Here is a 23,074-nt window from a genome sequence, read left to right as displayed (position 1 = left end):
TTCCTTCACAAACTTGGCATACGATTGTTCCCATTTTTCATTTCCCCCTAAGTTTATGGTCCTAAAAACTTTTAGTTGTCCATTTCCTATCAATTATTGGGCTTTTGTATGTTCTGTGTGCTCACATCCGCAAGATCCACATTTCCCGTAAAGTACCGTTACTTTCTCATCCTCGAAGTGTGCAATTGTACCTTCACAATCTTGACATACGATTGTTCCCATTTTTCATTTCCCCCTAAGTTTATAATCCCAAAAACTTTTGTAACCGCTTAACTTTCTGTCTTTATTTTAATATGTTATACTTTTTACGTCAATAGGTTTTTAGTATAACACATTAAATATTTTAAAATTAAATTAGTATGCGATATTAACACAAAAAAACAGCCATATTTCATACATACGACTGTTTCTTGTTAATTATTCTTCATACTCCGCATGCAAAGAAGTAGACGGAACAAGAAATTTAAAAAACTGAGCTAATTCCTCCGCCTCCTCTTCCGATCCTAACTTAAAAGTTTCTTGTATATATGGAACATTTTCTACATCATCTCGCCCAAGCAAAGTAGATCTCCCTGTTTGCATACAAACAATAAGTGGCTTTCCAAAAAACATATTTGTATAAATAACTCCAAAATCATAACGTGTATCATGCGTCATAAATCCTAAAAATCGTACCTTCACACTTTCATGCTCATCATACAATTTTTCAAACATGAGTTTCCACCTTTCTAAATAACACTTCCTATTCATAATATATTAAACAAAAAAAGTAATACTCCTTTTAATTGTCAAAAAATTCAGTAGGATGTAGAATGATATTATTCTACTAAACTAGGAGGAAATTTGTATGCAACACGCCTTTATCACACTTGTACCTAAATCTAATCAACAATCTGTTTCAATAGAAGATGTAAAACACCTTTTTCATAACTATAAAACCGTTACTTCCAAGACTGGTGATCAAATTAATTATGCTTATACAAATACAGCTTTTCCTTATGAAATATTAGATACATCAGCAACAACATTAAAACTCCAATCAAGTCACGATCGATATGATTCTATTTATGTGGGGATTGGAATAGAAAAGGAACAATCTTTCATTCAGGTTTCTTTACCTACTACAGCAACATTTGGTGATAAAGGAAAAGCAAATGAATTTAGCCGTTTTCTAGCGAAGAAATTAGAAGGAGAGTTACAACTATTTAATGGAAGAACAATGTATTTCTATAAACGTTAATTTAAAAAATAGAGAATAGAATTAAAAAGAGTATACAATTCGAACACGTAAGTAATAAAGCCTGCTTCCTTACGTGTAATAGAAAACATGCAATCACATATGCTAAATAAAGAAATACGAAAAAGAGTATTACTTTATAATGAAACTTATCACCATTCGATAATGTTAATACAACGGAAAAACCACTCCATAATAGAAAATGATAAAATATAACATGTAATATTTTCATGGAACCTTCTCCTTTGACATGCTCTATTTTATTAATATATGGGATTAAGTTTGAATCAATTACATATTATACAACGGCATATATTCTAACGATTCATTTAAAGTATTATATATTCATTCGACAAGTACATATAAAGACCTTGCAAGTCATTTTATGAAAATAAAAATAACCCATCTCTTTAAATAAGAGATGGGTTATTTACATTACTTAAATTATTTTACAATGTGAATTGGCATTCCAAGAGCAACTTCAGCTGCTTCCATTGTGATTTCACCTAATGTTGGGTGAGCATGGATTGTTTGAGCGATATCTTCAGCTGTCATTCCAGCTTCGATAGCTAAACCAATCTCAGAGATAATATCAGAAGCACCTGCACCTGCAACTTGTGCACCTACAAGAAGACCATCTTCTTTACGTGTTACAAGTTGTAAGAAACCGTCAGTGCTGTTTAATGATAACGCACGACCGTTTGCAGCGAATGGGAACTTAGATACAGCTACTGTCATTCCTGCTTCTTCAGCTTGTTTCTTAGTGTAACCAACAGATGCTAATTCTGGATCAGTGAAGCATACTGCAGGAATTCCGATGTAATCGATTGCTGATGCATGGCCACTAATTACTTCAACAGCTACTTTACCTTCGTAAGAAGCTTTGTGAGCTAATGGTGGTCCAGGAACGATATCACCGATTGCATAGATGTTTGGTACGTTTGTACGGCATTGCTCATCGATTTCGATGATACCGCGGTCAGTCATTTTAACTCCAACTTGCTCAAGACCGATTTCTTGAGTGTTTGGACGACGACCTACAGTTACTAATACGTAATCTGCTTCTACAGTTTGGATTTCACCTTTAACTTCGAAGCTAACTTTTACGCCAGTTTCTGTTTCTTCAACGCCTTTAGCCATAGCTTTTGTATGGATATTTACGTTACCTTTCTTTTGAAGGGCACGTTTAACAACAGAGCTCATTGCTTTTTCGAAACCAGCTAAGATTTCGTCGCCAGCTTCTACTACAGTAACTTCTGTACCGAAGTTAGCATATGCAGTACCTAATTCCATACCGATGTAACCGCCGCCGATTACAACAAGTTTTTTAGGAATTTCAGGTAAGCTTAGAGCGCCTGTAGAGTTGATAACACGTTTAGAGTATTTGAATCCAGGAATTTCGATTGGTGTAGAACCAGTTGCAAGAACAGCATTTTTAAACGTATAAGTTTGAGCTGCATCTTCAGTCATTACGCGTAATGTGTTAGCATCTACGAAGTAAGCTTCACCGCGAATGATTTCAACTTTATTACCTTTAAGAAGGCCTTCAACACCGCCAGTTAATTTCTTAACTACGCCGTTTTTCCATTCTTGAACTTTTGTAAAGTCAACTTTTACGTTCTCTGCAGTGATACCCATGTCATCAGAATGCATTGCATTCTCATAACGATGACCTGCATTGATTAACGCTTTTGAAGGAATACATCCAACGTTTAAGCATACGCCACCAAGGTTAGCTTTTTCAATGATTGCTACCTTTTGACCTAATTGTGCTGCACGAATTGCCGCAACGTATCCACCAGGACCTGCACCAACAACGACTGTATCTAATTCAATTGGGAAATCTCCTACTACCATTGTTATTACGCCTCCATTACTAATAATTGTGGGTCATTCAATAGACGTTTAATTTGGTTTAATGCTTTTTGAGCAGTTGCGCCGTCAATTAAACGATGGTCAAAGCTTAGAGATAATGCTAATACTGGAGCTGCAACGATTTCACCGTTTTTCACAACTGGTTTCTCAGCGATACGGCCGATACCAAGGATTGCTACTTCTGGGTGATTGATAACTGGAGTGAACCATTGTCCACCTGCAGAACCAATGTTTGTAATTGTGCAAGAAGCACCTTTCATTTCAGTTGGAGCTAAACGACCGTCACGTGCTTTACCAGCAAGTTCATTGATCTCGTTAGAAATAGTAAAGATAGATTTACGATCTGTATCTTTAACAACTGGTACTAATAGACCTTTGTCTGTATCAGCTGCGATACCGATGTTGAAGTAATGTTTATGAACGATTTCTTGAGAAGCATCGTCTAAAGCAGTATTCAACATTGGGAATTCACGTAATGCAGATGTTAAAGCTTTTACAACGTATGGAAGGTAAGTTAATTTAATACCTTTGTCAGCTGCAACAGCTTTGAACTTCTTACGGTGAGCAACAAGTTCTGTTACATCTACTTCGTCCATTAATGTTACGTGAGGAGCTGTATGCTTAGAGTTAACCATTGCTTTCGCAATCGCTTTACGGATACCACTCATTTTCTCACGAGTTTCTGGATATTCACCAGCTGGGATTGGTTGTGCTTTTGGTGCTTCTTCTTTCGCTGCTGCTGGAGTAGCTTCTACTGCTGCTGGAGCCTCAGTTGCTGCTACAGTTTGTCCACCATTTGCAAATGCATCGATGTCAGTTTTCACAACACGGCCGTTCTTACCAGAACCAGCTACTTTATGAATATCTACACCTTTTTCACGAGCATATTTACGAACAGATGGCATAGCGATTACACGCTCATTTACTACTTCTGCAGTTGCTGCTGGAGTAGTTTCCGCTGCTGGAGCTTCTACTGCTGCTTCTTCAGCTTTTGGAGCTTCATCATGATCGTCACCTTTAAATTTAAGGTTTTCGTATCCAGGAGCATCAAATTTAATTAATGTATCTCCTACAATTGCAACTGTTCCTTCTTCTACAAGTACTTCAAGTACTTTACCTTTAACAGGAGAAGGGATTTCTACTACTGCTTTATCATTTTGTACTTCAAGAAGTACATCGTCTTCATTTACTTCATCGCCTGGTTTAATAAACCATTTTACGATTTCACCTTCGTGGATACCTTCACCGATATCTGGTAGTTTAAATTCAAATGCCACGGAATTCAGCCCCCTGATTCATTTCATTATTATGGAATATGTACAAAAGAAACCAGCATGTGCTGATTTCTTTTGCACATGAAAAACTAAAAATTAGAAGTTCATTACTTTGTTAACAGCTTCAACAATATCTTTATGGTTTGGTAACCATACGCTCTCAGCTTGAGAGAATGGGAATACTGTATCAGCAGCTGCAACACGTACAACTGGAGCTTCTAAGTTTAAGATTGCACGGTCGTTAATTTCCGCTACAACGTTAGCTGCAATACCAGCTTGTTTTTGAGCTTCTTGAACTACAACTACGCGACCTGTTTTTTCAACAGAAGCAATGATTGTTTCGATATCTAATGGTTGAACTGTACGTAAGTCAACAACCTCTAAAGAGATACCTTCTTTTTCAAGTTCTTCAGCAGCTTTTAATGCAGCATGAACCATAGCACCATAAGCGATAACAGATACATCTGTACCTTCACGTTTGATATCAGCTTTACCTAAATCAATTGTGTAATCGCCTTCTGGTACATCTTGACGGAATGAACGGTACAATTTCATATGCTCTAAGTAGATAACTGGATCGTTGTCACGAATCGCAGAGATTAAAAGACCTTTTGCATCGTATGGAGTAGATGGAATAACAACTTTTAGACCAGGTTGTTGAGCCACTAATCCTTCTAAGCTATCAGCATGTAGTTCTGGAGTATGAACGCCACCACCGAATGGAGAACGAATTGTTACTGGAGCAGTCCAACGTCCACCAGAACGGTAACGCATACGAGCTAATTGACCAGAAACTGAATCCATTACTTCATAAATGAAACCGAAGAATTGGATTTCTGGAACTGGACGGAAGCCTTCAAGTGCAAGTCCAACTGCAAGTCCACCAATACCAGACTCTGCAAGTGGAGTATCCATTACACGATCTTCACCGAATTCAGCTTGTAAACCTTCAGTAGCACGGAATACTCCGCCGTTTACACCAACGTCTTCACCAAACACAAGTACGTTAGGATCATTTTTCATTTCAACGCGTAAAGCATCAGTGATTGCTTGAATCATTGTCATTTGAGCCATGGCTTACTTCGACTCCTTTTCTTTGTAAATTTCATATTGTTCAGCTAAGTTGTAAGGCATTTTTTCGTACATGATTTCCATTAAATCAGTAACTTTTTGTTTTGGAGCTTGGTCAGCCTTAGCAATTGCTTGTTTGATATCTTCTTTTGCTTCTTCGATTACTTTCTCTTCAACTTCTTGAGACCATAGGCCTTTGTTTTCTAAGAATGCACGGAAGCGTACGATTGGATCTTTTTGTTCCCATTCGTTTTCGATATCTTTTGTACGGTAACGAGTTGGGTCATCACCAGCCATTGTATGTGGACCATAACGGAATGTTAAAGTCTCAATTAAAGTAGGGCCTTCACCGTTTACTGCGCGCTCACGAGCGAATGCAGTTGCTGCGTATACAGCTAATGGATCCATACCGTCTACTTGAATTCCGTAAATACCTGCTGCTACTGCTTTTTGTGCTACAGTTTTAGCTGCAGATTGCTTTTCTACTGGAGTAGAGATTGCATAACGGTTATTTTGTACAACGAAGATTGCTGGAGCTTTGAATGCACCCGCAAAGTTCATACCTTCGTAGAAGTCACCTTGTGAAGCACCACCGTCACCAGTGTAAGTAATTGCAACAGATTTTTTACCACGTAGTTTCATACCTAACGCAACACCAGCAGTTTGGATGATTTGCGCACCGATAATGATTTGTGGAGCAAGTGCATTTACATTCTCAGGCATTTGGTTACCCATGAAATGTCCACGAGAGAATAAGAATGCTTGATATAATGGTAGACCGTGCCACACTAATTGTGGAACATCACGATATCCTGGTAAGATGAAATCTTCTGCTTCAAGTGCGAAATGACTTGCTAATTGAGAAGCCTCTTGTCCAGCAGTTGGTGCGTAGAAACCTAAACGTCCTTGACGGTTTAAAGAAATAGAACGTTGATCTAGTACGCGAGTATACACCATACGGCGCATTAACTCTTTTAATTGATCATCTGATAATTCAGGCATAGCTGCTTCATTCACAACTTCGCCTTTTTCATTTAAAATTTGTAATGTTTCAAATTGAGCTGCGATAGCTTTCATTTGCTCATCAACATTAAATAGGGTGTTTTTTGTTTTAGTACCCATTCCGTTCACCTCTTCCTCTCTTGAACCATATTCTGAAACGCTTTCACTATCTATTAGCTAGACTGAAAGCGCAACAATGTAAACCAACAAGTTTGTCTGTCGGTTGAGAATAATTTTGTGTACCTAACAATCTGTACTAATGTTTTTTCAAAAACATATTAATACAATCTTGATCACGTTTTTTAGTTTACAACTATTCTAATTACGATGTCAATTACTTTGAATACGTTTTTTTATAAATAATATGCAGGTTTCCTCTACACAAACATGTTTTTATTTTTCACATCTGTATTAGTAAGCAATAACCTACTGTTATATTATTCCCTTTTTAACTTGTTTTTTCTCTTAGAATAATATGTAAACGATTTAATTCTCTTTAGTTTTTCTCTCTTCTCAATAAAATTATACAAACACTTCTTCCTTTTATAGGTAAATACCTATACATTTCTAATCATTCCTCCATACATTATAGTAACCGCAGTATTAGCGGGAAATGATAAAGGAGGTCATCTCATGTACGGATACTCATATTGCTATCCAACAACTTGTTCATATCCTTCCTACGGTTATGGCGGTTCTTGTGGCGAATCTGGACGCGGCTTCGCCTTAATCGTTGTGTTGTTTATCCTTTTAATTATCGTTGGTGCTGCTTGCATTCGCTAATTAATGTAAAATGAAACAACTATGGAAAGAAACAGACGGCTTTGCCGTCTTTTCTTTTATTACATAACTTATCTATAGAAGATTTGTTTCCAAGTAGTTCTTCCTTACTTGCCGATGACTTTTTTTATCTCCTTTGGTAGACTAAAGAAGAAAGGAGAGATTACATATGCTTACAATGAATGAGGTAATTCGTGAAGGAAATCCTATTTTGCGCGAAGTCGCAGAAGAGGTCTCCTTACCTGCTAGCGAGGAAGATACAAATACTCTTAAAGAAATGATTGAATTTGTAATAAATAGCCAGGACCCTGAAATGGCTGAAAAATATAATTTACGCCCCGGAATCGGATTAGCGGCTCCGCAAATCGGTATTTCAAAGAAAATGATTGCGGTTCATGTAACTAATACGAACGATACGTTATATAGCTACGCATTATTCAACCCAAAAATCATTAGTCATTCTGTTGAACGTACATATTTACAAAATGGTGAAGGCTGTCTATCTGTAGACCGTGAAGTAGCTGGTTATGTCCCTCGTTACACAAGAATTACAGTAAAGGCAACAACGATTAACGGTGAAGACGTAAAACTGCGATTAAAAGGTTTACCAGCAATTGTATTCCAACATGAAATCGACCATCTAAACGGTGTTATGTTCTATGACCATATTAATAAAGACAATCCATTTGTGGCTCCCGATGATTCAAAACCTCTCGAGCGATAATAGTAAAAAGGCGGAAGTTAACCTTCCGCCTTTTTATTATATGAAATGGGTTCCACACTTACCTATAACAAGCCAGCCCACTTTAATCCGTGATAAATACCGTCTTCATTAACATCTTTTGTCACATAATTAGCAAGTTTTTTCAAATCCTCATGACCATTCCCCATCACAATGCCCGTTCCTACTGCTTCAATCATTTCTAAATCATTTAATCCGTCCCCAAATGCATATACTTGTTCACGATTAAACCCTATTTTCTCAATAAACTTCTCAATCCCTTTTGCCTTAGAACCACCATTAGGAATAATATCCATTGAATATGCATGCCAGCGTATAAAATGAAAATCTGGATAATGATGAATAAACTTTTCTTCTTCGTTTACTTCACAAAAAAGAAGCGTTTGATAAATATCGCGTTTCTCATAAAAATCAGGTTCATATGCCGGATGCTCGAATTGTAAGCTTCCAAAACCTTCTTTTACATAATCATGATATTCCACTGACGCTCTCATTTCTTGATGGTCAAGATATACAAGTGGATATCCTTCTTGTTTTGCAAACTGAGTAAACTTATGTAGAGCATCAGGATGTAATGGATTATTAAATAATACCTCATCCTCAAATACAACATACTGTCCGTTAAAACTAACATAATTATGTATATTGAGTTCCTCACGAATATCTTCAAACATAAATGGCGCACGCCCTGTCGCAATCGCTACATGCACACCTTTTTCTTGTAAATCTCTTACTGCATCTCTTGTAGATTGCGGAATTTTTTTATCATGATCTAATAATGTTCCATCAATATCAAAAAAGACAATTTTATCATTCATTTGTCAAAACCCTTTCTGGCACTCTATATTCCTATTTTGATTATCACTTTTCAAATTTCAAAAAAAAGTATAACATATTAAACATCTGTGAAGAAAGCGTTCACTTTCTGACCTTATTTATGAAATGTGCATATACTATTAGTAAAAAAATGTGGATACTTGTTCGGATGAATTTTCTTTTCTATTCTTCCTCATACTATATCTATAACTAACGGCTACTAATCGTTACTACAGGATAACTTACACTATACTAAAAAGAACAAGATTCACTATTCACTTCTAATCTTCTTTCTTGTATAGGAGACGGAGTTATCATTAGTAATATGCATGTTTAAAATAAGGAAAGGAAGGAGTAATCATGCTGAAGAAGCTGAAGAAAAAGCTCAAGCGTTATTTAAACGATTTAGTCCGTAAGAAGACAATCGCTTAAATTGTGCCCATTTCGGGCTTTTTCTTCATTCTCATTCGAAAAAACATGAAAATCGTGACTGTTTGCTTTATAATAAGTAACAGATAATGCAAAACATAGACAAGGAGAGGTTTTCCCAATGATTTTTAAAGTATTTTATCAAGAAAAATTAACTGAGGTCCCAGTACGTGAAAATACAAAAGTTTTATATTTAGAGGCTACGTCTCAAAAGGATGTTCGTAAAAAATTACAAAAGTTCGCATATAATATCGAGTTCGTTCAGTCTGTTACTGGTGCTCATCTTGAATATGAAAAACAAAACGCTGATTTAATATTAGCGGAGATCGTATAGTCATATGAAATTCCTAAAAAATGATCAAGCTGCCGTTTTTGCCCTCGGTGGTCTTGGTGAAATCGGTAAAAATACATATGCTGTTCAATTTCAAGATGAAATTATTATAATTGACGCTGGAATTAAATTTCCAGAAGACGAACTCCTCGGGATCGATTATGTAATACCAGATTACACTTATTTTGTGCGAAACGAAGATAAAATTAAAGGATTATTCATTACACATGGTCACGAAGATCATATCGGTGGAATTCCTTATCTATTACGTCAAGTAAACATTCCAATTTACGGTGGAAAATTAGCACTTGCCCTAATAAAAAACAAATTAGAAGAGCACGGATTACTTCGTAAAGCAAAACTTTATGAAATTCAAGAAGATGATGTTATTAAATTTAAAAAGACATCGGTTTCCTTCTTCCGTACAACTCACAGTATTCCGGATTCATACGGAGTTGTTGTGAAAACACCTCAAGGACAAGTCGTTCATACAGGTGATTTTAAATTTGATTTCACACCAGTAGGCGAGCCAGCAGATTTAACAAAAATGGCCGAAATCGGAAAAGACGGTGTACTTTGTCTCTTATCTGATAGTACAAACAGTGAAGTGCCAAACTTTACGATGTCTGAGCGCCGCGTTGGTGATAGTATTCAAGATATATTCCGCAAAGTAGACGGTCGTATTATATTCGCAACCTTTGCATCGAATATCCATCGCTTACAACAAGTTGTTGAGGCTGCTGTTGAAAACAATCGTAAAGTAGCTGTATTCGGTCGAAGTATGGAAGCAGCTATTGAAATCGGACAAAACCTTGGTTATATCCGGTGTCCAAAGGATACATTCATAGACACATCTCAGCTAAACCGCCTACCAGCTAATAAAGTTGTTATGTTATGTACAGGTAGTCAAGGGGAGCCGATGGCAGCACTTTCACGTATTGCCAATGGTACACATCGTCAAATTCAAATTATCCCTGGCGATACAGTTGTTTTCTCTTCTTCACCAATCCCAGGCAATACAATTAGTGTAAGTCGTACAATTAACATGTTGTACCGCGCTGGCGCTGATGTAATCCATGGTAAACTCTCAAATATTCATACGAGTGGACACGGTGGACAAGAAGAACAAAAGTTAATGCTACGTCTTATTAAGCCGAAATATTTCATGCCAATTCATGGTGAATATCGTATGCAACGTATGCATATGAAATTAGCGAATGATTGTGGTATTCCAGAAGAAAATTGTTTCATTATGGATAACGGGGATGTTCTCGCTTTACGTTCTGATGAAGCAAGCGTAGCTGGGAAAATCCCATCTGGCTCTGTCTATATCGATGGAAATGGTATTGGAGATATCGGTAATATCGTATTACGTGATCGTCGCATTCTTTCTGAAGAAGGACTCGTTATTGTAGTTGTAAGCATTGATATGAAAGAATTTAAAGTTGCAGCAGGACCTGATATCATCTCGCGTGGTTTCGTTTATATGCGTGAAAGCAGCGATTTAATCAACGATGCTCAAACATTAATTACAACACATTTAGAAAAAGTAATGGAGCGAAAAACAACACAATGGTCTGAAATTAAAAATGAGATTACAGACACATTAGCACCATTCCTATACGAAAAAACGAAACGTCGTCCGATGATTTTACCAATCATTATGGAAATATAAGAAAAAGGACAATGCCTCCTCGGCATTGTCCTTTTCTCTTATCTTAAAAAATGCTTAAAACGATCTACTTCATCGTCATGACCAATTACAATTAATATATCTCCCGCCTGAATGTTTTCTGTAGCTCGAGGAGATACGATAACTTCTTTCCCACGTTTAATTGCTACAATGTTCAAACCAAACTTCGCACGAATATCTAATTCAATTAAAGAGTGCCCATCAATTTTTTTATTTGCGATAATCTCTACAATACTATGCTCATCTGAAAGCTCTAGGTAATCTAACACATTACTTGATGCGATATTATTAGCAATCCTTTTTCCCATATCTCGTTCTGGATGCACAATATGATCTGCCCCTATTTTACTTAACACTTTTTCATGATAGTCATTTTGAGCTTTTACAGTAATATTTTTCACACCTAATTCTTTCAAAATTAACGTTGTTAAAATACTTGAATTCAAATTATCTCCAATAGCAACGACTACATGATCAAAATTACGAATACCAAGACTTTTTAATACCATCTCATCTGTTGAATCTGCAATTACAGCATGCGAAGCTATATTTGCAAACTCATTAATTTTATCCTCATCTGAGTCAATTGCCATTACTTCCATACCTAATTGAGCTAATTCACGGCAAATACTTCCACCAAAACGGCCAAGCCCAATAACAGCAAATTCTTTCTCTTTTTCGCCCACAGGAATTCCTCCAATAACATCAAGTACTATGTACTTTTATTGTAACATACTTTAAATTCGCTACAAAAACCTGTATATACTTCTTATTTTTGTTTTTGCATATAAAAATACTGTTGTAAATAAAACGCGATACCGAAAATTAACATACCAAATACAAATATATTTCCAAATGAACTAAATGTTTCAAAAACGAACAATAGCGTTTCTTGTCCGAAAAAAGCAAATAAAAGTTGTGTAAATGCGAATAACAGTGCCCATATGTAATGATGTTGATGGAATAAATAATGTGTTGCGCCTAAAAAAGCTACAAGCGAAACAATGAAGATCCACCAAGTTTCTAAAAACAATTGCCAATTAGTAAATTGATATCCATTTACTAATATCGCAATAATTCCTATAACTGCCATCGTCGGCACACTCCATAATAATGCACGCCCTCTAAAGAAGCGCGCACCTTTTGCATCTCCTTTTTCATTTGCGATGTATGTTAGCACGACAGTACTTATATACAAAACAGAGAGGATTGTTAAAACAATGATAAGCCAAAAATGTAATTGATAATATTCATGTTCTATATTCGTCACAATTGCAGCTAACATACATGGAATAAACATCCCTGTCCAACCATCTATTTTTCTTTCGTTCCAAAACACCGTATTACCAATCCGAATTCCTAATAGCATAAAAATAACGATACCTAGTACAAATAACGTAGTCTTATTCCCTACTAAACTCGTTGAGAAAGCAATTAATCCAATAAATAAAAAAAGAACAAATCCATTCATAATTTCTAGTACAGGTGACAAATATCTTTTCACCCATTTGTATGTTTCTTCATATTCACTATTATTTGCTAAACGATAGGCGTAAAAACTTATCCCAAAATAAACCGCCGCAATAATAACATATGCATATAAGACGAAACATAAAATCGCACTGCTAATTTGCACGTAATTCCCCACCCTTTTTTCTATGTATCACATTGATTTTACACACTTTTCATACTAAAAGTAAACCTGTATAAGGTAGTTAAATAATTATCTTACCTATTAGTACTAATTAATAATGAGCAGTGGCTAAAAACCCCTGCTCATTATTAAGACGTCAAATTTAACTCTACTCATTTGTATGAAGGTGTCTAACACTAACAAATACAAAAGATGTTTTCGTCTCGGAACTAAAAAATCCCCACTCTAAACTGTTGCACAATTAGCGAGTAAGTTCACTTTCTATTTCCCTTCCACTTCACATATTGATTTAAAAATACAATCGCTTTCTCAATAACCTCTTCGTCTGGTTTTAATTTCGCATGATGTAAACCATATTCTGAATTTACTCCAAGCCAAAACATAAATCCAGGTATCTCTCGAAGCATATAACCGAAGTCTTCACCTGTCATTGCCTCCGTACATGTAATTACGTCCATATTCGTTTGTTCACGTGTAAATTGCATAAACTCTCTCGTTAACTCTTCATGGTTATACACTTGATGATACATCGCTCCGTAGTCAATAACAGCTTCACATTGAAAGGAAGCTTCTATTCCCGCAACAATTGCCTCAATTCGGCTTTTAACACGTTTCATTGATTCCACTGATAGCGTTCGGATTGTTCCTTCTAAACGAGACTTTTCTGCGATAATGTTTTGAACTGTACCACCTGTAATTTTCCCAATTGTAATTACCGCACTGTCAAGAGGATTCACATTACGACTAATAACTGATTGAAGTTGTGTAACGAGATGACTCGCTGCAACAATCATATCATTTGCTGTATGCGGATATGCAGCATGTCCACCTTTTCCTTTTAAATCAACGTATAACTCTGATGTATTCGCAAATAATAAACCTTCTTTTGTCGCAATTGTTCCCACAGAGTATTCAGGCGCAATATGAAGTCCAAGAATCATATTAGGCTTCCATTCTTTTAACTCATCACTTTCTAACATAGGAAGTGCACCACCTGGACCTTCTTCAGCTGGTTGGAATATAAATACAATATCATCATCTATTCTTTCGCTTACAGCCGCTGTTAGAAGGCCTAAACCGATTGTTGCATGCAAATCATGTCCACATGCATGCATCATTCCTTCATGGACAGAAGAGAATTCATATCCAGTTTCCTCTGTAATAGGTAGACCATCTATATCTGCACGATAACCTATTATTTTTTCAGGATTTTTCCCATTTACTTTAACAACTACACCTGTTTTCCATGTTCTCACTTCCAAATATTCGTTAGGAAGCGTTCCTATATAATCTAAAATATACTGTTGTGTTTTCCACTCTTTAAATCCGATTTCCGGAATTTTATGTAAATCTCTACGAACTTGGACAAATTTGCTTACTGTCATTTTTGCACCTCTATCTATAAAAAGCGTAAGAGCACATTCATGCTCTTACGCTTTTTGTTTTTTATTTCTCTGGGTTTAATTGACGAAGCTCTTGTTTGATTTCAGTTTTTGCTTTTGTCTTCTCATCAATTTCTTTAATTACACGTGCCGGAGTTCCCGCAACAACTGTATATGGAGGCACATCTTCTGTTACAACAGCTCCTGCTGCTACAACTGCACCTTTACCTACTCTAACGCCTTCTAGAACAACTACATTTGCACCAATTACAACATCATCTTCAACGATAACTGGTTTTGCAGAAGGTGGCTCAATAACACCGGCAAGTACAGCACCTGCACCTACGTGACAGTTTTTGCCAACTGTTGCACGTCCACCAAGCACTGCGTTCATGTCGATCATAGTACCTTCACCAATTACAGCACCGATGTTAATTGTTGCATTCATCATGATAACAGCGTTGTCACCAATTTCTACATGGTCACGAATAATCGCGCCTGGCTCAATACGAGCTTTAATACCTTTTAAATCAAGCATTGGAATTGCAGAATTACGACGGTCGTTCTCAACTACATAGTCAACAATGTGCTTGTTATTTTCATCAAGAATTGTCTTAATTTCAGACCATTCTCCGAATAATACACCAGATTTTTTATTTACAAATGCTTGTACCGTTTCAGGGAATGTTACTTCTTTTAAATCCCCTTTTATGTATACCTTTACAGGAGTTTTCTTTTCACTGTTTTGAATAAACGAAATAATTTCGTTAGCGTCCATCATTTTCATTCTTGTTGCCTCCTAAATCCATTTATAATGTTACTCTACCAAACGATAGAGCGAGTAGCAAGACAATAATCTTATTTTTCCATTTGAATTTCTTCTATAATTTCTAAAAATGCTTGTACTTGCTTCAACTGCCTTGCCGAGTCACTCGTCAATAACCATGTTTCTCTCGTTAATTGAACAGGTGTTTTATACATATTTTCCTGCACTTCTTTTAAAACAGTCGAAGGTAAAAGAGCATAACCTATTCCATTTAAAACAAGCTGTTTGCACGTTTCAATTTGGTCAACTACAATCGTTCGCTTAGGTGGATTTGAAAATAATCCATACCACCAATTTTGTATTTGTCCATAGTAGGTCGAATCACTTTTAAATTGAATAAATGGTCTATTTGTCTCTTTTAACATCGAAATATCTTTTATTTCTTTATCAACTAAGTATAATTCATCTTCAAATAATTGTTGTTTCTGCCCTTTGTATTCTTGTGATCCTCTCAGTATAGCAACATGAACGTCTCCTTCATAAAATTGCTTTTGCACTTCACTACTCCAGCCAGTAAACAGAGATATCTTCACAGAAGGATACTTATGCACAAATTTTTTCAAAACAGGTGGAAGCCAATATTGCCCAATGACTGATGCAACAGCTATTTTTAACGTACCGTATGTTTCCGTTCTAAAAAGAGCCAGTTCACTTTTAATATCCTCTTCCCGTTGTAACATTTCTTTTGCATAATTTGCAACTTTTTCCCCTTCAGGTGTAATTGTTAATCCTTTTTGTGAACGAATAAAAAATTTCATTCCCCATTGTTTCTCCATAGATTGTAATCGTTGACTAAGCGCAGGTTGGGAAACAAATAAACGTTCCGCCGCTTTTCTCATATTTGATTCCTGAGCTAACACAACCATCATTTGAAAATCATCAATTTGCAACTTTCTCCCTCTTTCCTTAGCTTCCATACACCTAATTTTAATAAGCATTTCATCCTTAATTTAATTGCATACTTTTATACATTAGAACGGTTTGTTAGTTCAAACTTTTCTTATGCTTTATGTCTTTTTAAATATAATACATACACAACTGATATGCACGAAAAAAAGTGACTTCGCCTTTTCAGTGAAGTCACTTTCCCTACGTTATCGATTATGCTGTCTCACTTTTTTATTCAATAATTTTAAAATAGCCCGACGTGTTAAAATACCCTCGAAGTAACCTTCTTCATTGACAGCGCAAATAAAAGGATGATCAATTGTCATTTCTAAAGCTTTTGCAAAAGAATCTTCTAACATAAGAACTGGAATCTCTTCCTTCATCACTTGTTCCACTTTCATATTCTCAAGTCTTTCAAACTCAATGCGCTCTAATCCTAAAATACCATCTAAAATCATAGCAGTACTAATTAACCCATGTAATTTATACATAGGGTCTAAAACAGGAATCGCCGAATATCCAGATTTCACAAGAACGAGTAAAGCATGTTCTAAACCATTCCCTATTTGGACATGTGCTACTTTTTCTGATGAAATCATTAAATCCTTCACAAGAATTTGTTGAAACTCATCTTTCGGAATACTAATCATATTACATCCCCCATTTCCCCTGCTTATATTCTCCAATCCTACTCACATTTTATGATAGCGTTTTCATATTATTATTTTGTCCTAACATTCTTCTAATAAAAATAAAGATACACAACTATTTTAGCATACAACATAAAAAAAAGACTACCATTCGGTAGTGCTTAATACCCTTTATTTTTTAATCGGTAAAACAATCTTGTAATTTTTTTATATTGCGTCACATCTGTCTGTTTTAAACCATTCTCAATGTCTGTAAGCTCCACCGCTAAAATTTCGCTCGCGTAATTTTGCTGAAACAGAATATCCAACAATAAATTTTCTTCTTCTCTTGTTAAAACAAATTCCTTTTCCATATGCTCCTCTCCTTGCACTCTCATTATATAAATTTTTCAGCTTATTTAGTAGATGTAATATTCAGTTTTCGTTAGGGATACTTAACAACTGCGAATATATAGACATCATTTCACATTATTTCGTATATCTGTTCGCATAACTAAATGCCGCATAAGCATCTGGTTTAATTTTTGCTGTTAATCCCATTGCTTGAATTTTCATCGTCATATCTAAAATAAATTCTTTTGTTAAACCATCATTCCCGATATCTAAATGAATTTCCATTATGAATCCTGCTCCATCTTGAGCGTATGGGTGCAATAAATCCCATATTGTTTGTATATGATTGGGAGTAAATAAATAGGCGATTTCTTGACTAAACTGTGTTTCTAAATATATTTTCTCTCGCAACGTTGCTGGCTTATTTTTCACTGATTTATGATGCAAACATCCCCATGCTCCTTTTCCAACCCGATGAATATGTATCGCTGTAATAAACCTCGTATCCTTTTGATGCGCTTGTGAGTCTGTCCCAATAGATAATCGATATAAATTTCGTGGATCCTTTTCAATGAAACTACAAATACGGTTAAATACCATATCAAAATTCAAATGTCTCTCTGAAACATTATAAAATGTATGCTCACCGTCCACATAGTCACGTCCTTTCAATTAGACAGACTTTTCGTATTCTCATTGTATGGGACAAAAACAAAAATTATAACTTACTACCCTTTATTCGTTTCAATATTTCGAATTACATAATTACAAAACTTACATGTATATATTACATTTTGATTAGACTGGGCGGTTAATACATGATTAATTTCAGCATGACTGTGACAATTAGGACAAATAACAATCGGTAAGCGTTCCATCCTTTGCACCTCCTATTACTATTTACTATCATTGTAGGAAAAATAAAAAATTCCTATACATATACATTTGTAAAAAACCTTTTATTTAATCGCGCCTTAAATTGCAACTTCTACTACCTATATAGCCCATTAATTAATATAACTAAAAAAGGTACCGCCATTTGGCAGTACCTTTTTTATATGTATCAATTAATGATATCATAAATCTCAATTGCAACCATATCGATGTTATCGAATTGATACACTTGAGGTTTTTCACCTTGTTGATACACTTCTAATTCATACATTTCACTTTTATCGAAAAATTTCACGCTACATTTGCGCTCACCGTTCACTTCAAAATAGCGTTGTGCTACTTCACCGCTTTCAGCTTGTTCTTGTAGACTAACAAGTCGAGTTAAAATTCCTTGGAGTAGAGACATGAAATCTCTCCTTTCTCTGATCTTCCTACCAATAGGTTTTACAGCTATACTCATTCTATCCGTCATAACAGAAAAAACGTTCCACAATCTAGGATAAAGGTTCTTGGCCAGAAACTCAACTAAAATTTGTCGAAATACGAAGTAAAAAGATGAAAGAGCATCTTTTTACTTCTTTATTGCGCTTTTTATACTGGCAGAATATAATAAAAAACAGAAAAAGGGAGGAATTACAATGAAAAAAATTGAGGTTTATACACAACCTGATTGTCCGCCTTGTACCATTGTGAAAGAATTTTTAAAACATAATAACGTTGTATATGAAGAATTTGACGTAAAAAAAGACGCTGCTGCACGCAATCGTCTTTTATATGACTATGAGTCCTATTCAACTCCAACAGTTGTAATTGACGGAGAAGTTGTCGCAGGTTTTCAAATTGAAAAATTACAACAGCTACTCGGTATAGAATAGGAATAGGGGACACCTATCCCTATTCTCATAATTGTTGTAACCTTTTTATTTCAGTCAACAGTTCCTGACTTTCATGATACCCTGCTAGTTTCCATTTTCCATTATCCTTTTGCAATGTCACAATTTGATATTGTCCACTCTTTGCCCGCTCGTAGACATATAAATTTTTATGTTCCTCATCATAAGACATTTTTGTTTCTGAATTAAAGGAAAACGGAGCTTCTTTTGCTGGAAGTAAATATTCACCACTTTGTTTTTCATTTCTACTGTTTTCATCTGTAAAAACTTGAAGGAAATTATTTGTAAAATATGGTGATAACGTCTCTATCATCTTATTCATAGATATTTGCTTCCCGCGAATTGAAAATTGCGTCTCATAACCTTTTTGTATCGTTGTAAACACTTCTTTCCGATCCACTTTCACTTCTTCTTTTCCTAAAACAGTTGTGACACTATAGCCAACTAGAAAGGCAACACATATAAATAGAACAAACCATATTCCATATTTCTTCATTTTTTCACCTTCCTTTTAAAAGAGCTTGTCTTTGTAGTATTCATTGTAACAATGATTATGCAAAGAAAGGGATGATTTCGTTCGTAAAATCTTTACAACGATAGACAGCATTTTCATCATCATTTTCACTATTACCAATTTATGATAAAAACAAACAAAAAAATGCACGAATCTCTTCGCGCATTAAAATAAAACATCTTCCTCATATAAATATTCATACGATAAATCTATAAATAAAAAGTTTTCATCATCAATTGGGAATGAAAATGTTCGTACCATTTCACCAGTTTCGATATCAGCATATAAATCTGAAAGTCTTGCCTTATTCTCAAAACGCATTTTCATTATATTTTCTAGAAAATACGGGCGCCAACTCCAGTTCTTCATATAATACTCTGGCATAATGATCCATTCACCATCTTTTTTCATAATATTACCAGATTGTTGGAAACCATCTTCATTACAAATAAATATCCGAAAACTATATTGTGATATGCTTTGGCTAAATTGTAATAACCAATCATTTATATCTTCATTCTTTTTTTGTTTTGACAGAACATCACCAATTCGATCACGTAACATCTCTGTTAAATTATAAATTTTTTGCAACTTCTTCTTCTCATGCAGAATAAATTGATGACATTCATTACCAAGTCGCTCTTTTAAAACATTCGTTTCAATAAAATCAGGTAAACATTCTTTCAAATAATTACCTTGATAATATCTACCACCGTTTTTCCAAGCATATTGTAGTTGATAAAAAGCATCAATTTCTTCATATAACAATGTCGCACCAATTCTTCTAGCAAGTAAAGATAAGGAATATAAAATATCTTGATAAGATTGTAAAAGTGCAGTTTGCCTTAAATTTGTTAAATCGACTTTTAAAATATCCGGTGCTAACACGCTAATACGCTCTAAATTACTTGTACCCGTTCCGACTTTATTAATCGAAATTTGAATACCATATGTACGATAATACATCAGTAAATGATTAAATTGTTCTATATCTTCTTTACATTCATGTTCTGTTATTTCTAGAACAATTCGTTGTAAGTTCAAACCTTGTTCTTCATACATCAGCAAAAGTTGAAGTAAACTTTCATCTTCATCATTCATTAATACATTAGCATTCCGATGTATAAATAATAATAATTTTTGATCCGTTTCTAAATACCTATTTAACGCTTTTTCTACAATGATGTTATCCGCTTCAAGTTGGAACTCACTCGGAATAGAATCATCATGGAAGAAAGATGCTAAACTTTGCATGCCCTCTTCTGTTTGAATACGTCCTACAACTTCATATCCAATTACTGTATGCTCATCAGCACTAAAAATAGCTTGATAATAAGGAAGGACTTTATCCAAGTTACTCATTACATCTAATGCATCTATCAACGTGCTTCCCTCCCTTTACTTTTCAAAAATTATAACACGATATTTACGGAAAAATAATAAAAAATCCCTTCAGTTTTCCTGAAGGGATTAGAGGGGTAAAATGCTAAGGGGAATTAGCAATTCTACTATGAAGAAAAAAGAGGTCTTAAATATAACGTATATATTCCCCTTTGTAAACACATTTCTCTCACATGTCACAACTTCGTCACATTTCACCAAAGAAAAAATAATAAATCATTCATTTTCCATCCCTTTTAAAATGGATATTGGTGCAAATGCTGGCCACCATCCATTGTCATACAAGTTCCATTTATGTATGCAGCTTCATCTGAACATAAATAATAAGCTAGACCCGCAATTTCTTCTGGTGTCCCCAGCCTACCAAGTGGGACACTTTGTATTGTACGCTTAGCCATTTCTTCTGAAATCCATAATTTATCGGCACCACCTGTACGTTCAATTGGTCCTGGTGCGATAGCGTTAACTCGTATCCCATATTTACGTCCCCACTCAACAGCAAGAGTTTTTGTCATTGCTAATACACCAGCTTTAGCTGCTGCCGAATGGATAACCCCTGGGCCTGCATCCCATGCATATGTTGCCACCATGTTAATAATATTTCCTTTTATACCTTTTTCAATCCAATATTTACCAACAGCCTGACTGCAATAAAATGTACCATTTAATACAATATTAATTACCGAATTCCAGCCATTCACAGATAAGTCCTCTGCTGGACAAATAAAGTTTCCGGCTGCATTATTTATTAAAATATCAATTCTTCCAAACTTCTCATCAATATGTTCAATCATTTTTTGAATATCATCAGTATTTCGTACATCCATTTGTACAGATAATACTTGCCCTGGAAACTGTTCAATTTCTAACTTTGCTTCTTCTAGCTTTTCTTTTGTACGCCCTGTAATAACAACTCGTGCCCCTTCTTTCGCAAAACGAGTCGCCATCCCTTTTCCCATTCCACTTGATCCACCTGTTATAATAACTACCTTCTCTTTCACATACATCCCCTCCAAAAAATGAATACACATTCATTTTATCACTTTATTTGATAGAAATCTTTATATTTTTCAATTTTTCTGATATTTTAACGTAAAGGGGTTTCTTTTCGTTCATTTTTTCGTAATCTATACTACTTTTTTAATGTTTAAAATATATTCCCAAAAAACTGAAGGGAGATTCGAGTAACCTGTATATGAAGAAAATTACAAGAAGAAATTTTTTAAAATCTGGAATACGCACTTGTCTATATTCATTTATAACCGCTAGTATCGGCTATTATTATGCTAAATATATAGAGCCCTATTTGCTTTCTTTTACGCAACACACACTTAAATCACAGCTCATACCAAAAGGTTTTCATGGTATGAAAATCCTTCAATTTAGCGATTTACATCTAGGTTACTATTTCTCTCTCCAACATTTATCTCAAATCGTTTCCAAGATTAATGCTGAAAAGCCAGATATTGTCCTTTTTACTGGTGATCTCATTGATAATTACCAAACATATACCGAGGCTCCTTTTGTTGCATCCATTTTAAAGAATATACAGGCACCCTTCGGTAAATTTTCTATTTATGGTAACCACGACCATGGTGGATATGGAACTGAATACTATGATCACATCATGCGCGAATCTGGATTTGAACTTTTGCAAAATAGCGAAAAACGAATTCGTTTACTGGATAATAGTGAAATTTCTATTTTCGGGCTCGATGATATGCTACTAGGTAAACCAAAAATAGCGGAAACTTTACAACATGCAAAACAAAACATTTATACAATTGTTCTCGTTCACGAACCAGATATCGCGCCACAAATCGCTACCTATCCAATCAATCTTCAACTTTCTGGTCATAGCCATGGCGGACAAGTACAAATTCCTTTTTTAGGTGCTATTATTACCCCGTCGCTTGCAAAAGAATATATTGAAGGTTTCTATAACATTCAAGGTTTGACTCTCTATGTCAATCGAGGTATTGGAAGAACACGTGTCCCATTCCGCTTTATGTCAAAACCTGAAATTACACTCTTCATCCTACAACATCCGTAACAATTCGCCTATTTTCTTACATATCCTTTCTTGTACGCGCTCATCCACACTTGTTCCACCATATGATAAAAATGAGTCCAGTAAAGGAGGTTTGTTCATGTATCCATATTATCAACCGATCCCAGTTCGTTCAGCACCTATTGGCCCAGCAGGCGACTCACGCTTCCTTCCATTTTTCGGTGTTCCATTTCTAGCTGGAATTGCTGGAGGGTTACTCGGTGGAGCATTAGCTTTCGGCCCTAGACCGTTTTACCCGCCTTATCCACCGCCTTTCCCACCACCAGCACCCTTTCCTTGTTACGGAGGGCCTTGTCAACAACCATACTATTATTAATT

The 23,074-nt window shown here is 35.4% G+C and carries 29 protein-coding genes; 8 read left to right on the top strand and 21 right to left on the bottom strand.

The window, feature by feature from the left end; all coding sequences use genetic code 11:
* Window positions 1-93 precede the first annotated feature (93 nt).
* Window positions 94-222, bottom strand: coding sequence for a GapA-binding peptide SR1P (locus tag JTF23_RS07130; RefSeq protein WP_002111499.1), 129 nt, complete (start codon window positions 220-222; stop codon window positions 94-96).
* A gap of 195 nt (window positions 223-417) precedes the next feature.
* The gene (locus tag JTF23_RS07125; protein ID WP_000462037.1) at window positions 418-714 is read right to left on the bottom strand and encodes a DUF3055 domain-containing protein; all 297 of its coding nucleotides are present in this window, start codon (window positions 712-714) and stop codon (window positions 418-420) included.
* 133 nt (window positions 715-847) lie between these two features.
* On the opposite strand from JTF23_RS07125, the gene JTF23_RS07120 reads away from it, so the two are divergent.
* A complete protein-coding gene (locus JTF23_RS07120; protein ID WP_002014853.1) occupies window positions 848-1,240 on the top strand; it encodes a DUF1885 family protein in 393 nt (130 codons plus the stop codon).
* Window position 1,241: 1 nt separating this feature from the next.
* Here JTF23_RS07120 and JTF23_RS07115 read toward each other — a convergent pair whose 3' ends face one another.
* From JTF23_RS07115 to pdhA, 5 genes are all read right to left on the bottom strand, one after another.
* Window positions 1,242-1,469, bottom strand: a complete 228-nt coding sequence (locus JTF23_RS07115; protein WP_070144671.1) for a hypothetical protein — start codon at window positions 1,467-1,469, stop codon at window positions 1,242-1,244.
* 212 nt (window positions 1,470-1,681) lie between these two features.
* Window positions 1,682-3,094 carry a dihydrolipoyl dehydrogenase gene (gene lpdA / locus JTF23_RS07110; protein WP_000260105.1) on the bottom strand — a complete coding sequence of 471 codons (1,413 nt, stop codon included), beginning with the start codon at window positions 3,092-3,094 and terminating at the stop codon, window positions 1,682-1,684.
* A gap of 5 nt (window positions 3,095-3,099) precedes the next feature.
* Window positions 3,100-4,389, bottom strand: coding sequence for a pyruvate dehydrogenase complex dihydrolipoyllysine-residue acetyltransferase (gene pdhC / locus JTF23_RS07105; RefSeq protein ID WP_002128881.1), 1,290 nt, complete (start codon window positions 4,387-4,389; stop codon window positions 3,100-3,102).
* Window positions 4,390-4,482: 93 nt separating this feature from the next.
* The gene (gene pdhB, locus JTF23_RS07100; protein ID WP_000068162.1) at window positions 4,483-5,460 is read right to left on the bottom strand and encodes a pyruvate dehydrogenase complex E1 component subunit beta; all 978 of its coding nucleotides are present in this window, start codon (window positions 5,458-5,460) and stop codon (window positions 4,483-4,485) included.
* A gap of 3 nt (window positions 5,461-5,463) precedes the next feature.
* A complete protein-coding gene (gene pdhA, locus JTF23_RS07095) occupies window positions 5,464-6,579 on the bottom strand; it encodes a pyruvate dehydrogenase E1 component subunit alpha (protein WP_002160676.1) in 1,116 nt (371 codons plus the stop codon).
* Window positions 6,580-7,092: 513 nt separating this feature from the next.
* Between pdhA and JTF23_RS07090 the strand changes: the two genes are divergently transcribed.
* Window positions 7,093-7,242: a YjcZ family sporulation protein gene (locus JTF23_RS07090; protein WP_002160675.1), complete on the top strand. Its 150-nt coding sequence runs from the start codon at window positions 7,093-7,095 to the stop codon at window positions 7,240-7,242.
* 166 nt (window positions 7,243-7,408) lie between these two features.
* Window positions 7,409-7,963, top strand: coding sequence for a peptide deformylase (gene def, locus JTF23_RS07085; protein ID WP_204208366.1), 555 nt, complete (start codon window positions 7,409-7,411; stop codon window positions 7,961-7,963).
* A gap of 62 nt (window positions 7,964-8,025) precedes the next feature.
* Here def and JTF23_RS07080 read toward each other — a convergent pair whose 3' ends face one another.
* A complete protein-coding gene (locus JTF23_RS07080; protein ID WP_002014845.1) occupies window positions 8,026-8,799 on the bottom strand; it encodes a Cof-type HAD-IIB family hydrolase in 774 nt (257 codons plus the stop codon).
* A gap of 548 nt (window positions 8,800-9,347) precedes the next feature.
* On the opposite strand from JTF23_RS07080, the gene JTF23_RS07075 reads away from it, so the two are divergent.
* A complete protein-coding gene (locus JTF23_RS07075; protein ID WP_000576437.1) occupies window positions 9,348-9,560 on the top strand; it encodes a DNA-dependent RNA polymerase subunit epsilon in 213 nt (70 codons plus the stop codon).
* 4 nt (window positions 9,561-9,564) lie between these two features.
* Window positions 9,565-11,232: a ribonuclease J1 gene (gene rnjA, locus JTF23_RS07070; protein ID WP_016106048.1), complete on the top strand. Its 1,668-nt coding sequence runs from the start codon at window positions 9,565-9,567 to the stop codon at window positions 11,230-11,232.
* Between the two features lie 38 nt (window positions 11,233-11,270).
* Here the strand turns inward: rnjA and JTF23_RS07065 are convergent, their stop codons facing one another.
* The 10 genes from JTF23_RS07065 to JTF23_RS07020 form a co-directional block, all read right to left on the bottom strand.
* Window positions 11,271-11,936: a potassium channel family protein gene (locus JTF23_RS07065; RefSeq protein ID WP_000504032.1), complete on the bottom strand. Its 666-nt coding sequence runs from the start codon at window positions 11,934-11,936 to the stop codon at window positions 11,271-11,273.
* An 83-nt stretch (window positions 11,937-12,019) separates the two neighbouring features.
* A complete protein-coding gene (locus tag JTF23_RS07060; RefSeq protein WP_204208365.1) occupies window positions 12,020-12,886 on the bottom strand; it encodes a cytochrome C oxidase assembly protein in 867 nt (288 codons plus the stop codon).
* A 272-nt stretch (window positions 12,887-13,158) separates the two neighbouring features.
* The gene (locus JTF23_RS07055) at window positions 13,159-14,289 is read right to left on the bottom strand and encodes an N-acetyldiaminopimelate deacetylase (RefSeq protein WP_088079295.1); all 1,131 of its coding nucleotides are present in this window, start codon (window positions 14,287-14,289) and stop codon (window positions 13,159-13,161) included.
* 61 nt (window positions 14,290-14,350) lie between these two features.
* Window positions 14,351-15,073 carry a 2,3,4,5-tetrahydropyridine-2,6-dicarboxylate N-acetyltransferase gene (dapD, locus tag JTF23_RS07050; RefSeq protein ID WP_204208363.1) on the bottom strand — a complete coding sequence of 241 codons (723 nt, stop codon included), beginning with the start codon at window positions 15,071-15,073 and terminating at the stop codon, window positions 14,351-14,353.
* A 71-nt stretch (window positions 15,074-15,144) separates the two neighbouring features.
* Window positions 15,145-16,029: a transcriptional regulator CcpC gene (locus JTF23_RS07045; RefSeq protein WP_033714019.1), complete on the bottom strand. Its 885-nt coding sequence runs from the start codon at window positions 16,027-16,029 to the stop codon at window positions 15,145-15,147.
* 177 nt (window positions 16,030-16,206) lie between these two features.
* Entirely contained in the window at window positions 16,207-16,650 is a 444-nt protein-coding gene (cbpB, locus tag JTF23_RS07040) for a cyclic-di-AMP-binding protein CbpB (protein WP_098779339.1), read from the bottom strand.
* Between the two features lie 161 nt (window positions 16,651-16,811).
* Window positions 16,812-17,003: an antirepressor AbbA gene (gene abbA / locus JTF23_RS07035; RefSeq protein WP_002145987.1), complete on the bottom strand. Its 192-nt coding sequence runs from the start codon at window positions 17,001-17,003 to the stop codon at window positions 16,812-16,814.
* 115 nt (window positions 17,004-17,118) lie between these two features.
* Window positions 17,119-17,637 carry a ribonuclease H-like YkuK family protein gene (locus tag JTF23_RS07030; RefSeq protein ID WP_002111508.1) on the bottom strand — a complete coding sequence of 173 codons (519 nt, stop codon included), beginning with the start codon at window positions 17,635-17,637 and terminating at the stop codon, window positions 17,119-17,121.
* Window positions 17,638-17,711: 74 nt separating this feature from the next.
* Window positions 17,712-17,861, bottom strand: coding sequence for a hypothetical protein (locus tag JTF23_RS07025; RefSeq protein WP_002160670.1), 150 nt, complete (start codon window positions 17,859-17,861; stop codon window positions 17,712-17,714).
* Window positions 17,862-18,046: 185 nt separating this feature from the next.
* Window positions 18,047-18,283 (bottom strand): YkuJ family protein, encoded by a 237-nt coding sequence (locus tag JTF23_RS07020; RefSeq protein WP_002111509.1) that lies wholly within the window; start codon window positions 18,281-18,283, stop codon window positions 18,047-18,049.
* Between the two features lie 232 nt (window positions 18,284-18,515).
* On the opposite strand from JTF23_RS07020, the gene JTF23_RS07015 reads away from it, so the two are divergent.
* Window positions 18,516-18,752: a glutaredoxin family protein gene (locus JTF23_RS07015; RefSeq protein ID WP_002111510.1), complete on the top strand. Its 237-nt coding sequence runs from the start codon at window positions 18,516-18,518 to the stop codon at window positions 18,750-18,752.
* A 25-nt stretch (window positions 18,753-18,777) separates the two neighbouring features.
* Here JTF23_RS07015 and JTF23_RS07010 read toward each other — a convergent pair whose 3' ends face one another.
* The 3 genes from JTF23_RS07010 to fadH all read right to left on the bottom strand — a co-directional run bounded on the left by JTF23_RS07010 (window position 18,778) and on the right by fadH (window position 21,686).
* Window positions 18,778-19,266: a DUF3993 domain-containing protein gene (locus JTF23_RS07010; protein WP_002111512.1), complete on the bottom strand. Its 489-nt coding sequence runs from the start codon at window positions 19,264-19,266 to the stop codon at window positions 18,778-18,780.
* A 183-nt stretch (window positions 19,267-19,449) separates the two neighbouring features.
* Complete coding sequence (locus JTF23_RS07005) at window positions 19,450-20,667, bottom strand: EAL domain-containing protein (protein ID WP_078181367.1); 1,218 nt, start codon at window positions 20,665-20,667, stop codon at window positions 19,450-19,452.
* 254 nt (window positions 20,668-20,921) lie between these two features.
* Window positions 20,922-21,686, bottom strand: coding sequence for a 2,4-dienoyl-CoA reductase (fadH, locus tag JTF23_RS07000; protein ID WP_002145986.1), 765 nt, complete (start codon window positions 21,684-21,686; stop codon window positions 20,922-20,924).
* 194 nt (window positions 21,687-21,880) lie between these two features.
* On the opposite strand from fadH, the gene JTF23_RS06995 reads away from it, so the two are divergent.
* Both JTF23_RS06995 and JTF23_RS06990 read left to right on the top strand, forming a co-directional pair.
* Window positions 21,881-22,738 (top strand): metallophosphoesterase, encoded by an 858-nt coding sequence (locus tag JTF23_RS06995; RefSeq protein WP_204208361.1) that lies wholly within the window; start codon window positions 21,881-21,883, stop codon window positions 22,736-22,738.
* A gap of 97 nt (window positions 22,739-22,835) precedes the next feature.
* Complete coding sequence (locus JTF23_RS06990; protein WP_002199486.1) at window positions 22,836-23,072, top strand: hypothetical protein; 237 nt, start codon at window positions 22,836-22,838, stop codon at window positions 23,070-23,072.
* Window positions 23,073-23,074 lie beyond the last annotated feature (2 nt).

Source organism: Bacillus sp. RIT 809 (assembly GCF_016892495.1).
Taxonomy (GTDB): domain Bacteria; phylum Bacillota; class Bacilli; order Bacillales; family Bacillaceae_G; genus Bacillus_A; species Bacillus_A cereus_U.
The sequence above is the reverse complement of the archived record's forward strand: the minus strand, read 5'-3'. Positions and strand labels throughout refer to the sequence as shown.